Origin of the sequence: Streptomyces sp. NPDC050287 (assembly GCF_044459385.1) — a bacterium.
Classification (GTDB): domain Bacteria; phylum Actinomycetota; class Actinomycetes; order Streptomycetales; family Streptomycetaceae; genus Streptomyces.
In genome coordinates, this window is sequence record NZ_JBITIY010000004.1 from 361,557 (window position 1) to 375,361 (window position 13,805).

General features: G+C 70.8%; 10 protein-coding genes and 2 pseudogenes. 5 read left to right on the top strand and 7 right to left on the bottom strand.

What is annotated here, in order from left to right; all coding sequences use genetic code 11:
* Window positions 1-270: 270 nt before the first annotated feature.
* The 4 genes and pseudogenes from ACIBK3_RS16580 to ACIBK3_RS16595 all read right to left on the bottom strand — a co-directional run bounded on the left by ACIBK3_RS16580 (window position 271) and on the right by ACIBK3_RS16595 (window position 3,831).
* Window positions 271-1,416, bottom strand: a complete 1,146-nt coding sequence (locus ACIBK3_RS16580; RefSeq protein WP_399366834.1) for an MFS transporter — start codon at window positions 1,414-1,416, stop codon at window positions 271-273.
* 35 nt (window positions 1,417-1,451) lie between these two features.
* Window positions 1,452-2,024: a Chromate resistance protein ChrB gene (locus ACIBK3_RS16585; protein ID WP_399366136.1), complete on the bottom strand. Its 573-nt coding sequence runs from the start codon at window positions 2,022-2,024 to the stop codon at window positions 1,452-1,454.
* Window positions 2,025-2,299: 275 nt separating this feature from the next.
* Window positions 2,300-2,602: pseudogene (locus ACIBK3_RS16590) on the bottom strand (hypothetical protein); the annotation flags it as partial.
* A 122-nt stretch (window positions 2,603-2,724) separates the two neighbouring features.
* A complete protein-coding gene (locus tag ACIBK3_RS16595; protein ID WP_399366138.1) occupies window positions 2,725-3,831 on the bottom strand; it encodes an NAD(P)/FAD-dependent oxidoreductase in 1,107 nt (368 codons plus the stop codon).
* A gap of 238 nt (window positions 3,832-4,069) precedes the next feature.
* On the opposite strand from ACIBK3_RS16595, the gene ACIBK3_RS16600 reads away from it, so the two are divergent.
* Window positions 4,070-4,855 (top strand): SGNH/GDSL hydrolase family protein, encoded by a 786-nt coding sequence (locus ACIBK3_RS16600; RefSeq protein ID WP_399366140.1) that lies wholly within the window; start codon window positions 4,070-4,072, stop codon window positions 4,853-4,855.
* Here ACIBK3_RS16600 and ACIBK3_RS16605 read toward each other — a convergent pair.
* The 3 genes from ACIBK3_RS16605 to ACIBK3_RS16615 all read right to left on the bottom strand — a co-directional run bounded on the left by ACIBK3_RS16605 (window position 4,845) and on the right by ACIBK3_RS16615 (window position 8,692).
* Window positions 4,845-5,537 carry a glycoside hydrolase family 11 protein gene (locus ACIBK3_RS16605; RefSeq protein ID WP_399366141.1) on the bottom strand — a complete coding sequence of 231 codons (693 nt, stop codon included), beginning with the start codon at window positions 5,535-5,537 and terminating at the stop codon, window positions 4,845-4,847. The genes ACIBK3_RS16600 and ACIBK3_RS16605 overlap by 11 nt on opposite strands.
* Window positions 5,538-5,831: 294 nt before the next feature.
* Entirely contained in the window at window positions 5,832-7,403 is a 1,572-nt protein-coding gene (locus ACIBK3_RS16610; protein WP_399366143.1) for an AbgT family transporter, read from the bottom strand.
* Window positions 7,403-8,692: an amidohydrolase family protein gene (locus tag ACIBK3_RS16615; protein ID WP_399366145.1), complete on the bottom strand. Its 1,290-nt coding sequence runs from the start codon at window positions 8,690-8,692 to the stop codon at window positions 7,403-7,405. Before ACIBK3_RS16615 ends, ACIBK3_RS16610 begins: the two co-directional genes overlap by 1 nt.
* A gap of 130 nt (window positions 8,693-8,822) precedes the next feature.
* On the opposite strand from ACIBK3_RS16615, the gene ACIBK3_RS16620 reads away from it, so the two are divergent.
* The 4 genes and pseudogenes from ACIBK3_RS16620 (at window position 8,823) to ACIBK3_RS16635 (ending at window position 13,736) form a co-directional block, all read left to right on the top strand.
* Entirely contained in the window at window positions 8,823-9,953 is a 1,131-nt protein-coding gene (locus ACIBK3_RS16620) for an Lrp/AsnC family transcriptional regulator (protein ID WP_399366147.1), read from the top strand.
* Between the two features lie 144 nt (window positions 9,954-10,097).
* Window positions 10,098-10,843: pseudogene (locus ACIBK3_RS16625) on the top strand (IclR family transcriptional regulator).
* An 80-nt stretch (window positions 10,844-10,923) separates the two neighbouring features.
* Window positions 10,924-12,825 carry a molecular chaperone HtpG gene (gene htpG, locus ACIBK3_RS16630; RefSeq protein WP_399366148.1) on the top strand — a complete coding sequence of 634 codons (1,902 nt, stop codon included), beginning with the start codon at window positions 10,924-10,926 and terminating at the stop codon, window positions 12,823-12,825.
* A complete protein-coding gene (locus ACIBK3_RS16635) occupies window positions 12,822-13,736 on the top strand; it encodes a PfkB family carbohydrate kinase (protein WP_399366150.1) in 915 nt (304 codons plus the stop codon). Before htpG ends, ACIBK3_RS16635 begins: the two co-directional genes overlap by 4 nt.
* Window positions 13,737-13,805 lie beyond the last annotated feature (69 nt).

Below are 13,805 nucleotides of genomic sequence, written 5' to 3' on the forward strand. Positions count from 1 at the left end.
TCCGTCCCGTGGCGGCGGAGGCTCCGGCAGGCCCTGCGCCAGGGCTGCCACGGTCTCTCACAGTGCTGCCATGGCAGTCCCGCCGGGTGTTCGGCCAGGCGCTGCGGCTGAAGTGCACCGGCAGACCGCGCCGGCGGCGAGAGGCGCGGTCGTCGAGCAGCCAGGTTCCGTCGTACCCCGCGTCCCGACGCCGACGCTGAAGTCCCCTGCCGACGGAACCGCCCCCGGCCGGCCTGGAGACCACCGGCGGGCTCCATACGTCGCCGTCAGTCAGCGCGCGGCCGGGGTCTTGGCACGGTGCCCGGCGAGGAGGAAGGCAGGGCCGATGGCCAGGATCACTGCGAGGACTGCGAAGCCGTGGGTGAGGGTGGTGAAAGTGGCGACCGCGGCGACGAGGAGCGGGCCGCCGGCATCGCCGAGTTCGCGGCCGAGTTCGGCCGATCCCATGGTCTGGCCGAGGCGCTCGGCGGGCGCGGTGGCGGCCAGGGCGGCAAAGCCGAGGGGCGTGATCAGTCCGGTTCCGGCGCCGATCAGGGCCGCGCCGGTCAGGATGCCCGGCAGACCGGGCAGCGTGGCGCAGCCGAGACCGGCGGCGGTGATCAGCAGCCCGGCGCTCAGGCCGGTACGGGTGGTGATGCGCGCGCTGTCCAGGGCACGGCCGGCGGCCGGCTGGACGACCGCCGCGCATGCGGCGAGGGCGGAGACAGCGGCGCCGGTGGCCACGGTGCCCAGCCCGGCCGCCGCGCCGGAGACCGGCAGGAACCCGACACCGACGGAGAGCGCGGCGGTCGCGCCGGCCAGGGCCGCGGTCGGGGCGAGGAAGGAGCGGGAAGTGAGCCGGCGGGCCAGGTCGAGGACGGTCTGGCGGCTGCGCGGCAACGGTGCTACGGCGGGCACGGCGAGCGCGGCCCAGGCCGCGACGACCACACCGAGCAGCGCCATGACCGTGAAGAGCAGTCGCAGGCCGCCGGCCCAGACCAGGACGCCGCCGAGCAGGGGGCCGAGGGTGTAGCCGACGGACTTGTAGAACCCGTAACCGCCGAACGCCCGGCCGTGCTTGGCGGCCGGGTTGAGCCGGGCGACCAGAGCGGAGGCCGAGGGTGAGAAGGCGGAGGCGGCGGCGCCCTGTCCGAGGCGGGCCGCCCACAGCCAGCCGGGGCTGTCCACCACCGCGTACAGCGCCGAGGCCGCGGCGAACGCTGCGAGCCCGCCGAGCAGGACGGGCCGTGCGCCGATACGGTCCGCCAGGGTCCCGAAGACCGGTTTGAGCAGTACCTCGGCCCCGTCGTACAGGGCGAGCAGCCCGCCCAGGACCAGCAGCGAGGTGACCGCGTCGTCGGAGAATCCGCCGAGGTTGGCGGCGATGCCGTGGGCGCCGAACGCGGTGGTGAAGCCTGCCGCGTACAGCGGCCACATCGCCCGCCGCGGCGCCGGAACGCCTGCCCGCGTGCTCACGCCTGACCCCCCATGCCCTCGCTCTGGTGCAGGGCGGCGAAGACGCGTTCCGCGTAGTCCTCGCAGATCGCCCGGCACTGCCTGAGCCGCTCGCCGGCCGCGGCGGACTCCGGCGCTCCGAAGACGTCGCGTGCCGTCAGGTCCCGGTGCCAGCGTCGCAGGCGCTCCAGGCTCTGTTCCTCTTCTTCCAGCTCGGCCAGGGTGAACTTGGCGATCCGGATCTCCTTGGCGATCTCCTCCTCGAACTTGCCGCAGTCGGCGAGGAACTCGGTCCAGTCCTCGGACCGCGCGGCGGTGAACAACGCCTCGAAGCGGGCCGCGTCCTCGGGGCCGCGCCCGGTCGCCCGCAGCGTCACGGCCTGCCCCTCGGCGCGCTCGGTCAGCTCCACCGCGCGCCGCACCCCGTCGGCGAAGGCCGGCACGTCCGGCACCGCCCAGATTCCCTGCCCCAGCGACAGCGCGCCGATCTTGCGCAGCTCCCGCCAGACGGCCACCCGGTGCCGCGACGGCTCGCCGGGGAGCCTGATCACCAGGATCAGCCACTGCGGTGCTGCTCGGTCGTCCGTCACGTGAGGAAATGTAGCACCCGTTACATCCCATGTATCGGGCGACGGCGCTCCCTTGCCCGGGCGATCCACGCAGCCGCACGTGAAGTCGGCGACCCGGCGGCCACGGCCGCCACCCGCGCCGCGTGCCATGCCTCGGCGACTCCTTGCCTCCACCCTGGCGGATGGTGATGACGCCAGGGTGAGTGACGAGGAGATCCGTCGCGGCTCCCGCGTACGGTCGCGCACGCTCGGCAGGCCGGTGTCACATCACGCCGCTGACCGGCTCCGGCTCCCGTTCACCTGACGTGGTCCGGCTGCTGAGCCGGTGACCTCGCCCGGTGTGCGGCAACGGCCATGACGACGACGGAGATCAGGCAGATGCCGGCGCCGGCGCAGAGCGGGGAGGTGTAGCCGAGGCCGGCGGTGATGGCCAGGCGCACGAGCCAGGCGCCGAGCAGGGCGAGCACCGGGGCGCGGTCACTGTCCTGGTCGGCCGCTCGCCGGCCGACCAGGTTCCCGACGACCAGGCCGACGCCGTACACCATCAGCAATCAGGCGACATCTTCCGAGGAGAAACCGCCGACCTCTGTGAACGTGTATGTCCGGGGGCCGTCCGCACGGTGCCCCTCCCGGCGACCGGATCGATGGGTCGGCAGCCTGTGAAAGGGCGCTGGGGTTGTCCGGACAAGTGGTCCGGCCGAGTGGTCCGGCCGCTGGTGTCTCAGGTGGCGGTATATCCGAGTTGGCGTCGCATGTACGGCGTCATCAGGGTCTTCGCCTTGGCGAGGACCGTCGTGCGGCTGCCGAGGACGGCGGTTTCTCCGCCCGGGACGGGCAGCATGGTCAGTCCGTCGGCCGGGCCGAAGGGCACGATGAGCGGGGTGCGGTGGACGGCCCGGTAGAGGCGGGGGTCCTTGCGGTGCCTGCCCGAACTGGCCAGGTGGGCACGGATGTTCCAGGCGGCGAGGTCCGCCTGGGCGAGCGCCGCAGGGGTGATCTTGAGCTCGGTGGCGTCGTTCACGTCGCCGACCGCGAACACGTCCTGCCGTCCCTCGACCCGCAGCGTCCGGTCGACCTTCACCTGCCCGCTCGCGTTGAGCCAGTCGCCGTGTCCGCCCAGACGCAGCCACAGGGTGTTCGGGGTGGTGCCCGTCGCCCAGAAGGAGAGGTCGGCCTCGACGATGGTGCCGCGGGCATCGCGATAGGTGCCGAAGTCGACACCGGGGGACATGAAGGAGTCCAGCCGCACCTCGACGTCGTGCGCCTCCAGCCATGCCCGGGCCCTGCGTCCGGCCCGCTCGCTGCCCGTGGAGTCGAGCAGCACCGGCCCGGCGTGGGCGAGCGTGACCCGGGCGTCGGGTCTGGCCAGGCGGATCTCGGCGCTGAGTTCGACGCCGGAGGGCCCGCCGCCGACGACAAGGACGTGATCGGCGGTGGCGATGCTGCGCTGGTGGGCGGCGAAGGTCTTCGCCGCCTCCTCGGTGGTGGTACCGGTGAAGCGGGCCGGTTCGGGATAGTCGGCACCGGTGGCGATCACCACCGCGTCGTACGGCAGCCGCTCCCCCGTGGCGAGCACCACCTGCCGCTCGACGGTGTCGACACGGACCGCCTTGCCCGCCACCACACGGCCGTTGCGCAACAGCCGGTCGTACGGGATGAACGGGGTCGCCGTCCAGTCGGGGCGCACGCCGGCCCTGAGGGAGGCGATGCGGTGGAAGAAGACTTCCTTGCGGTCCACCAGCGTCACCCGCGCGGTCCCGTCCAGCCGTTTCGCGAGGCGAACGCCCGCGTATCCGCCGCCGATCACCACTACGTCACCGTCACGCACACCGATCTCCTGTACCTGGTGGGGTGGTGAGCACCGTGGCGGGGGTCGTCCTCGGCCACTCAGTCTGCGGCGAGCGTAACGATTGAAACCTAAAGCTCCGGGGATGCTCTGTGAGCGTTCCGTGAAGCGATGGCGTGGATGACCGCCGGGGCGCGCACGACGCCCTGAACGTCGTCGTCCACCGGGCAGGGTCGCTCTGCCGTCCGTCAGGCCGAGTCGCTCTATAGACTCGCGCCCCATGACCGCCTCACACCCTTTCCCGCGCTACGTGGCGATCGGCGACAGCCTGACGGAAGGCATCGGGGACCCCGGTCCGGCGGGCGGTCACCGCGGCTGGGCCGACCGCCTCGCCGAAATCCTGGCGGAGGGGCAGCCGGGGCTCAGCTATGCCAATCTCGCCGTGCGCGGGAAGACGAGCGGCCAGATCAGGACCGATCAGCTCGGTCCGGCTCTCGCGCTCGAGCCGGACCTGGTGACGGTGATGGCCGGCATGAACGACCTCGTACGGCCCCGTTATGACGCCGAATCGGTCGCCGCGAACATCGAGGAGATGTTCGCCCGGCTCACCGCATCCGGCGCCCGGGTCGCCACCCTGACCTTTCCGGACCTGGGAAAGGTCTCACCGGTCGCCCGCCGGATCCTGCCCCGCATCCTCGACCTCAACGACCGTGTGCGCGCCGTCGCCGAACAGCACGGCGTCATGGTCCTGGACGTCTTCCCGCACCCGGTGACTACCGACCCACGCCTGTGGAGTGACGACCGGCTGCACGCCAGTCCCCTCGGGCACGCCCGGATCGCCGCCGGTATGGCCCACACACTCGGTCTGCCCGGATACGACGACTGGGCCGAACTCCTGCCGCCGCAGGCGCCCGTCCCCGCCCTTCGCGCCCTTGAGGCCGACGTGCGCTGGGCTGTGGACCATGTCGCGCCCTGGCTGTGGCGACGGCTGCGCGGACGCACACCGGGCGACGGCCATGCGGCCAAGCGGCCCGAGCCGGGGCCCGTGACATCGTTCAACCACTGAGCGTGAGGCTGGAGTTGCCGCTGCTCTGGTAGCCCTCTGTCGCGAGGATCATGTAGTACCGGAAGCTGCCCAGCGGCATTCCGGCACGGGCCCATGCGTCGAAGTGGTTGCCGGTGGTGATGGCTCCCCCGGTCCTCCTCGACTGCCGGACGCTCCAGTACTGGTTGAACGTCCGAGTGCCTTCGACGGACGGGGCGTTGTACCGCGTCGTCTGATAGATGTCGTACGTCCCGCCGTCGCTGGTCACCGTTCCCTTGTACGTGCCCGTCGGCCGGTAGGTGCCCCAGTTGTCGACGATGTAGTACTCCACCAGCGGGTTCGACGTCCATCCGTAGAGGGCCAGGTAGCCGTTGCCGGACGGGTTGAAGCTGCCCGAATACTGCACCGTCCGTCGTCCGCCGTTGCTCCAGCCCTTGCCGCAGACGAAGTTGCCGCAGTTGGTCCAGGAGGTCCGGTAACTGCCGCCGGATGCCAGGGTCATGGAGACCGAGCCGCCGCCGTCGGTCCAGAACGAGTAGTAGAAGCCGTTGTTGGTGCCGGTCTGGTTGGTGGTGATGGTCGTGTCCGCGCGTGCGGTTCCCGGCAGGATGAGCCCGGACGCGGTGGCCAGGGCCAAGGCGCCGGTACCACCGAGGACACTCCTGCGGCTGATCCGGCCGACGGGGCCGTCGTTCTTCTCCATGCTTCCTCCTCGCGAAAACTGGCGGAAACCTTTGTGGGGGTGGGTCTGGAGGTGGATCGGTGCCCGTCAGTGTTGGGCGAGGCCCTGTGACTGTCAACAGTTTCGGCGTTGATTCCGAAACATCTTCCAGGCCAGTCGAACGTTCGATGCCGCGTTTCCGCAGATCAGACGTGAATTTTTTGACCGGACCAGATCAAGAGGTCGTAAATCCTCGTTCTCTGGCCGAATGTCGAGCTGGAATCCTCGAAATATTTCGGTCCGCGTCGAATGGAACGAGGAGCGGCAGCGCCGGATTCACTTCAGCCCGATGTGCGCGCCGGGGCCGAGCGGCAGGTCGAAGCCGTAGAAGATCCCCAGGATCCCGAGCCATACCACGAGGAACGGCACGGTGAAGATCGACAGCCGGGCGACGAGCGTGCCCAGGCGCGCATCCGGTTCGTACCGTCGCAACAGCGCCAGCAACAGGAAGACGTACGGATTCATCGGCGTGATGATGCCGGTGGCCGAATCGCCGATGCGGAACGCGGCCTGGCTGAGCGCCGGGCTCATGCCGAGCAGCATGAACGCCGGCACGAACACCGGACCGACCAGCGACCACAGGGCGGACCCCGAGACGACGAACAGGTTGAGACACGAGACCAGCAGGACGAACGCGACGAGCGCCCCGAAGCCGGTCAGACCGATGGAGTCGAGGCCGGCCGCGGCCTTCACGGCGAGCAGGACGCCCACGTTGGACCAGTTGAACAGGGCGATGACCTGGGCGGCGACGAACATCAGGACGATGTAGCCCGACATGTTCTTCACCGAGTCGGACATGGCCGTGGCCACGCCCTCCGAGCCGGCCAGTGCCTTGACCGTGAAACCGTAGGTGATCCCGGCCAGCAGGAACGCGCCGAACAGCACGGGGACGATGCCGGTGAGGAGGGGAGAAGGCACGAGGGCCCCGCCGTCGCCACGCAGCGGCGCCCCCTCGGGAAGCCACAGGGACAGCACGGCGCCCAGATAGAGAGCCAGAACCAGGCCGGTGAGGAGCAGCCCCCTGCGCTGGACCGCGGTGGTGGCGAGGTCCTGGTGCTCGGGCTCGTCGGCGCAGGGCTCGTACGTGCCGAGCCGCGGTTCGAGCACACGGCTGATGAGGAAACCGCCGAGCAGGCCGAGCACCAGACTGCTGGACGCGGTGAAGAAGTAGTTGACCAGCAGGTTCAGATCGAGGCCCCGCGCCCCCGGAAGCACCGCGGCCGCCTGCTGGGTGATACCGATGTAGAGGGCGTCCAGGGAGCCGATGGTGAACCCGGCGGCGTAACCCGCGCCGACACACGCGAAGCCGCCGATCAGGCCGGCCACGGGATGGCGTCCCGCGCTCTTGAAGACCACGGCCGCCAGCGGCGGCAGCACGATGGCGGCCACGTCGCTGATCATGTGCGCCTGGCAGGCGATGAGTGCCACCAGGTACGGCAGCAACGCGCGCGGCGCGCGGGCCAGCGTCGCGCGCATGACGGTCTCGAGGAGCCCGGCCTTCTCCGCGACACCCACCGCCATGATCATGAGCAGCACGGCGGCGATGGGCGGGAACGTGGCGAAGTTGGTGACGAGGTTCTCCGTCAGCCAGCGCACGCCCTCGCCGGTGAACAGCCCCGTGATGGGCTTGGTGTCGGAGGTGCCGGGAACGGTGACGCTCACGCCGGCCAGGGCGAGCGCGGTGGAGATGGCGGCCAGGAGCACGAAGAGGGCGGTGAACAGGACGATCGGGTTGGGCAGCGCGTTGCCCGCCCGCTCGATGAGCGCCAGCACCCGGTCGATGCCGGTCGGCCGCCGCTGGTTGGGGGATTTACCGGCCGGGGCGGGGAGTTCGGTCAGTGAGGACATCAGGGCTGCCTTCCGGTCGGAGCCGCTGGGAGCAGGAGGTCCTTGCGGACGACTCCGTCCTGGACGACGCAGACGATGTTCGCGGGGTCGCCGAGGACGCCGATGTCCGTGAGCGGATCGCCGTCGCAGACCACCAGGTCCGCGGTCCGGCCGGGGGCCAGGGTGCCGAGCCGGTCGGCGACGCCGAGGAGTTCGGCGGCGGTGCGGGTGCCGGCGACGATGGCGGCCATGGGGTCCATGCCGAGGTCCACCAGGTAGCTGAGCTCCATCAGGTTCACGCCGTGCGGGCCGACGGCGGCGTCGGTGCCGAGCGCGATCCGGGCACCGTACTCGATGGCCCGGGCGATGTTCTCCTTGGTGATGCCGGACCAGCGGACCTTCTTCTCGTAGTGGTAGTGCGGCATCGTGTCCTTGTTGATGCCGGCGTACACGGTGGACAGCGTGGGGACGACGAAGACGCCGCGCTCGCCCGCCATGTCCAGGGCCCGGTCGTCGAGTCCGTAGCCGTGCTCGATGCTGGTGACGCCGCCGCGGATCGCGTTGAGGATGCCGGCGTTGCCCTGGGCGTGCGCGGCGACCGGCTTGCCGCCGTGGCGTCGGGCCTCGTCCACGACGGCGCGGATCTCCTCCTCCAGCAGGCCCTCGTCGTCCGGCTGGTCGTAGGGGCTTCCCATGCCGCCGGTCGCGCAGACCTTCACCAGGTCGGCGCCCTCGCGCAGCACCCGGCGGACGGCGAGCCGGGCCGCGTCGGCGGTGTCGGCGATCTCGGACATGCCGGCGCTGAGATCGGTGCCGTCGGGCAGGCGCAGGTCGGCGTGGCCGCCCGTGTGACTGATGATCCGTACCGCGGTGTGCAGGCGCGGGCCCACGATCCGGCCCGTCTCGACAGCGGTGCGGTATCCCGCCGACAGGCCGCCCAGGTCACGGGCGCTGGTGATGCCGGCGTCCAGGGTCTGCCGCAGCCGCGTCACGGTGTCGAGGGTGACCAGGACCGGGTCGAGTTCGGCGCGGCGGCCGGGCGGTGAGCCGTGCGCGTAAGCGAGGTGGACGTGGCAGTCGAAGAAGCCGGGCAGTAGGGTGCGTCCGCCGGCGTCGACGACGCGGACCGGGGCAGCCTCCTCTGAGACCGGCGGCGCTGTCGCGGCGGCTCCGGCGTAGGTGATGGTCCCCTCGTCGTCGACGATGACGACGGCGTCGTCCACGGGGGACGCGCCGGTACCGTCGATGAGCCGGGCGTGCTGGACCCGCAGGGCGGTCCGTTCAAGCTCCTGCGTCGTGGCGTGCGTCATGGGGCGCCGTCACTCCTTGGGGGTCGGGAACTGGCGAAGGGAGTGTGGAATGCGCACGAGAACCTGGTGTGACAGTGCAGGTTTCGCGCCGGATTCCCTGGATGCGAGCAGACAAGCGCCGCCCTTGGGCATGCAGGAATCCGCCACGGTGGAGCTCGACGAGCTCGACCGCGGTGTCGTCCACGCCCTGCAGATTCATCCCCGGGCGCCGTGGAAGCTCGTCGGTGAGGTGCTCGGGGTCAACCCGGTCACCGCGGCGCGGCGCTGGCACCGGCTGAACGAGGCGGGCCTGGCGTGGGTGACCGCCTATCCGCGGCTGTCCGACTCCCGGATCGTGGTCACCGGTGTGGTCGAGGTGGACGCCGAACCCGGCGTCGCGGGGGACGTCGCGCGGCATCTGGCGGCCGACCCGGCGGTGGCGAACATCAAGCTCACGGCCGGTGGCCGGGATCTGGTGGCCTCCGTACAGGCCCGGGACCTGGACGAGTTGGCCCACCTCACCACGCTGCTGTTCCAGCGGACGCCGGGCGTGCGGGCGACCCGTACGCACATCTCGACCGGTGTCCCGACGGAGGGCAGCCGGTGGCGGCTGCGGAGTCTGGACGCGACCCAGAGCGCGCGCGTCGAGGCGGCGTTCGCCACGTCCTTGCGGCCCGCTCCGGCCGCCGAGGCCGACTGGGACGGCCTGGACGAGCGGTTGTTGGAGCTGCTGAGCACGGACGGGCGGATGTCGTCGCGCGACCTGTCCGCGGCGACCGACGCGAGCCTGACCACGGTGCGCCGCAGACTTCAGTCGCTGCTGGCCTCGCGGGTGAGTCTGCGCTGCGATCTCGCCCGGCCGCTGTCGGGATGGCCGTTGTCCGCCGTGTACTTCGCGTCCGTGCCGGCCCAGTACCTGGAGGAGACCAGCAGGGTGCTGTCCGGCGTGCGTGAGGTCCGGTCGTGCATGATCGCGGCGGGCCCGCACAATCTGGTCATCGATGTCTGGCTGCGCGCCCTGCGCGATGTGCACGCCTTCGAGGCCCACCTGTCACGGCAGTTGCCCCGCCTCACCGTCGCGGACCGCTCGGTGGTGCTGCGCACGGTCAAGCACATGGGCCGGCTTCTGGACCGGGACGGCCGCTGTGTGGGTGTCGTCCCGCTCAGGTATCCCCAGGGCGAGCAGGCCGCTGCCGGGGACCCTCTGAAGGGGACGGCACTGCAGGACCGCGGGCCCGCACATGCCGACGCTGTGACAGCGGGTACACACCGAAGCAACTGAAGTACCTCCATATTTTGCCTTCTCGGTACTGGTGGCCGCCTCCGCCCGGGGCGCGCTTCTCAGGTGAGGAGGGCGAGTCATGGTGGCTGCGCACGAGGTCGGTGAGAACGGCGGAGAGACCCGGCCGGGACAAGCGCCTCCCAAATCGGTCCCGGCAAGGTCGGGCTCATTCTGGGCGCCTTCCGGGACGACGACTTCTCGTTGAGCCTGGCCGAGCTGACCGCCCGCACCGGGGTCGCGAAGGCCACCGTCTACCGTCTGTGCCAGGAACTCGTCGCCGGCGAACTCCTGGAACGGGAGGGCTCCGACTACCGGCTCGGGCTGCAGCCGTACGAGATCGGTCTGCGCGCGCCGCGCCAGCGGACCCGGCGCGAGGCCGCGCGGCCCGTCGTCGAGAACCTCGCGCAGAGCCTCGACAGCCCTGCACCTCGGTGTCCGGGAAGGACACGACGTGGTCTACCTCGAGCGGATCCACGGCCACGAGACCCTGTCGCTGCCGTCCCGCATCGGCGGCCGGCTGCCGCTGACGTGCACCGGGGTGGGCAAGGCGCTGCTGGCTTTCTCCGGCACGGAGCTCACGGGACACCGTACTGGCGCAGCCGCTGGCCCGGCTCACCGCGCACTCGGTCACCGACCCGGCGCGGATGCGCACCGCCATCGAGCAGGCCCAGGTGTCCGGCCTCGCCTACGAGGAGCAGGAGGCCGCCGTCGGCGTGAGCTGCATCGCCGCGCCCGTCTTCGACGGCCCGACGGCGGTGGCGGCGCTGTCGGTGGCCGTGCCGCGAGCCCGGTTCCACCCGGCCCGACCGGCGCCCGCCGTGCGGACGGCGGCGCTCGGCCTGTCCCGTGTACTGCGTACGGGCAGGGACGTACCAGGGGGCGCCTACTGACGCCCTGCCGGCGGCCGCTGTTCACTAAAATGCCCGCACAGGTGCCGATGATCCATGGACAAGTGAGGTAGTCGCGAACCATGCCGACCGAAACGTTTGAGTTCCAGGTAGAGGCCCGTCAGCTGCTCCAGCTGATGATCCACTCGGTCTACTCGAACAAGGACGTCTTCCTCCGTGAACTCGTCTCCAACGCCTCCGACGCGCTGGACAAGCTGCGCCTGGCCGCGCTGCGGGACGACTCGCTCGACGCCGACATCTCCGACCTGCACATCGAACTCGAGATCGACAAGGACGCCCGTACCCTCACGGTGCGGGACAACGGCGTCGGGATGTCGTACGACGAGGTCGGGCAGCTCATCGGCACGATCGCCAACTCGGGTACGGCCGAGTTCCTCCGGGAGTTGAAGGAGGCACAGGACACGGCGGGCGCGGAGGGCCTGATCGGTCAGTTCGGCGTCGGTTTCTACTCGGGTTTCATGGTGGCGGACGAGGTCACCCTGCTGACGCGGCGCGCGGGCGAGAAGAAGGGCACCCGCTGGACGTCCCGCGGCGAGGGCACGTACACCCTGGAGGAGGCCGGCGACGCACCGCAGGGCACCTCGGTCACCCTGCGGCTCAAGCCGGCCGACCCCGACAACCAGCTGCACGACTACACCTCGGTGTGGAAGATCAAGGAGATCGTCAAGCGCTACTCGGACTTCATCACCTGGCCGATCAGGCTGGTCGGGGAGCCGGGAAGCGAGGGTGAGGGCCCGGCCGATCCCGAAACGCTGAACTCGATGAAGGCGCTGTGGGCGCGTTCCCGCGACGAGGTGTCCGAGGACGAGTACCACGAGCTGTACAAGCACATCAGCCACGACTGGCGCGACCCGCTGGAGACCATCCAGCTGCAGGCCGAGGGGACGTTCGAATACCAGGCCCTGCTGTTCGTCCCGTCGCACGCCCCGCACGACCTGTTCACGCAGGACTACAAGCGCGGGGTGCAGCTGTACGTCAAGCGCGTGTTCATCATGGACGACTGCGAGGCGCTGCTGCCGCCCTATCTCCGCTTCGTCAAGGGCGTGGTCGACGCGCAGGACCTCTCGCTCAACGTGTCCCGCGAGATCCTCCAGCAGGACCGGCACATCCGGATGATGCAGCGGCGGCTGACCAAGAAGGTGCTGTCGTCGGTCAAGAGCATGATGGCCGGCGACGCCGAGCGCTACGCCACGTTCTGGCGGGAGTTCGGCGCGGTGCTGAAAGAAGGGCTGATCACCGACTCCGACAACCGCGACGCCCTTCTCGCGGTGTCGTCGTTCGCGACCACCCACGGCGCGGACGAGACGGTCACGCTCAAGCAGTACGTGGAGCGGATGCCGGACGGGCAGGAGAACATCTACTACATCACCGGCGGGTCCCGGCAGAGCGTCGACAACTCCCCGCACATGGAGGCCTTCCGGGAGCGGGGCATCGAGGTGCTCCTGCTCACGGACCCCGTCGACGAGGTGTGGGTCGACGCGGTGGGCGAGTTCGAGGGCAAGCGGCTGCAGTCGATCGCCAAGGGCGAGATCGACCTCGGCGCGCAGGGAGACGGGACGTCCGAGGACGAGCGGGAGAAGCAGGCCGAGGAGTACGCGACCCTGCTCGGCTGGATGAGCGAGCAACTGGATGCGGACGTCAAGGAGGTGCGTCTGTCGTCGCGTCTGACGGTGTCGCCGGCCTGCGTCGTCGCCGACGCCCACGATCTGACACCGGCGCTGGAGAACATGTACCGGGCCATGGGACAGGAAGTGCCGCACACCAAGCGCATCCTCGAACTCAACCCGGACCACCAGCTGGTGAAGGGCCTCAACCAGGCGTACAAGCAACGCGAGGACCGCTCCGACCTGACCGAGACCGCCCAACTGCTGTACTCGCTGGCGGTTTTGGCGGAAGGCGGACGGCCGGCCGACCCCGCACACTTCGTGAAGCTGGTGGCGGACCGCCTGGAACGCACCCTGTGACCACCCTCCGCCACTCCGCGGCGACGGCGCGCGGACGCCCCGCGGGGCTGTTCGTCGGCCTGTGCACGCTGGACGTCATCCACCTCGTGGACCATGTACCGGCGTCCAACGAGAAACTGACGGCCCGTGAGCAGGTCGTCGCGGCGGGCGGTCCGGCGGCCAACGCGGCCGCGGCCTTCAGTCACCTGGGGGGCGCGGCCAGGCTGCTCACCGCGATCGGCTCGCATCCACTGGCGCAGGGCGTCAGGGCCGATCTGGACCGGCTGGGCGTGGCCGTGTCGGACCTGGCCGCCGACTCGGTCGAGCCACCCGTCGTGTCCTCCGTTCTGGTGACCGCGGCCAGCGGCGATCGCGCCGTCGCCTCGACGAACGCGACGGGCCGGCGGCTCGATGCGCCCGGTGATCTCGACGCGTTGGTGCGGGCCGCCGACATCGTCGAGTTCGACGGCCACCACATGGACCTGGCCGTGGCCGCCGCCCGCACCGCGCGGGCGGCGGGCCGCCGGACCCTGCTGGACGCCGGCAGCTGGAAGGACGGCACCCGGCGACTGCTGCCCTGGATCGACGTGGTCGTGTGCTCGGCCGACTTCCACCCGCCCGGCGCCGGCACTCCGGCGGACACCCTGCGGTTCCTGCGGGAGCAGGGGGTTGTCTGGTCGGCGGTCAGCCGGGGAGGACGGCCGATCCTGTGGGCGGGCCCCGACGGCGACGGCACGGTGGACGTGCCCGAGGTCCGCGTGGCCGACACCCTCGGTGCGGGCGACGTCCTGCACGGGGCCCTCGCCCATCGCCTCGCGGTCCAGGGTGACCTGACCTCGGAGGGCTTCGTCGCGGCTCTGCACGGCGCGGCCGAGGAGGCCTCACGGGCATGTGCCTCGTTCGGCACGCGGGCGTGGATGCTGCGGACGTGACGTGAGCTGACGCTCGTACGCGGAGAGCCGGGGGCTGCACGAGCGTGCCGGGGCTGTCGTCCGCGCCGG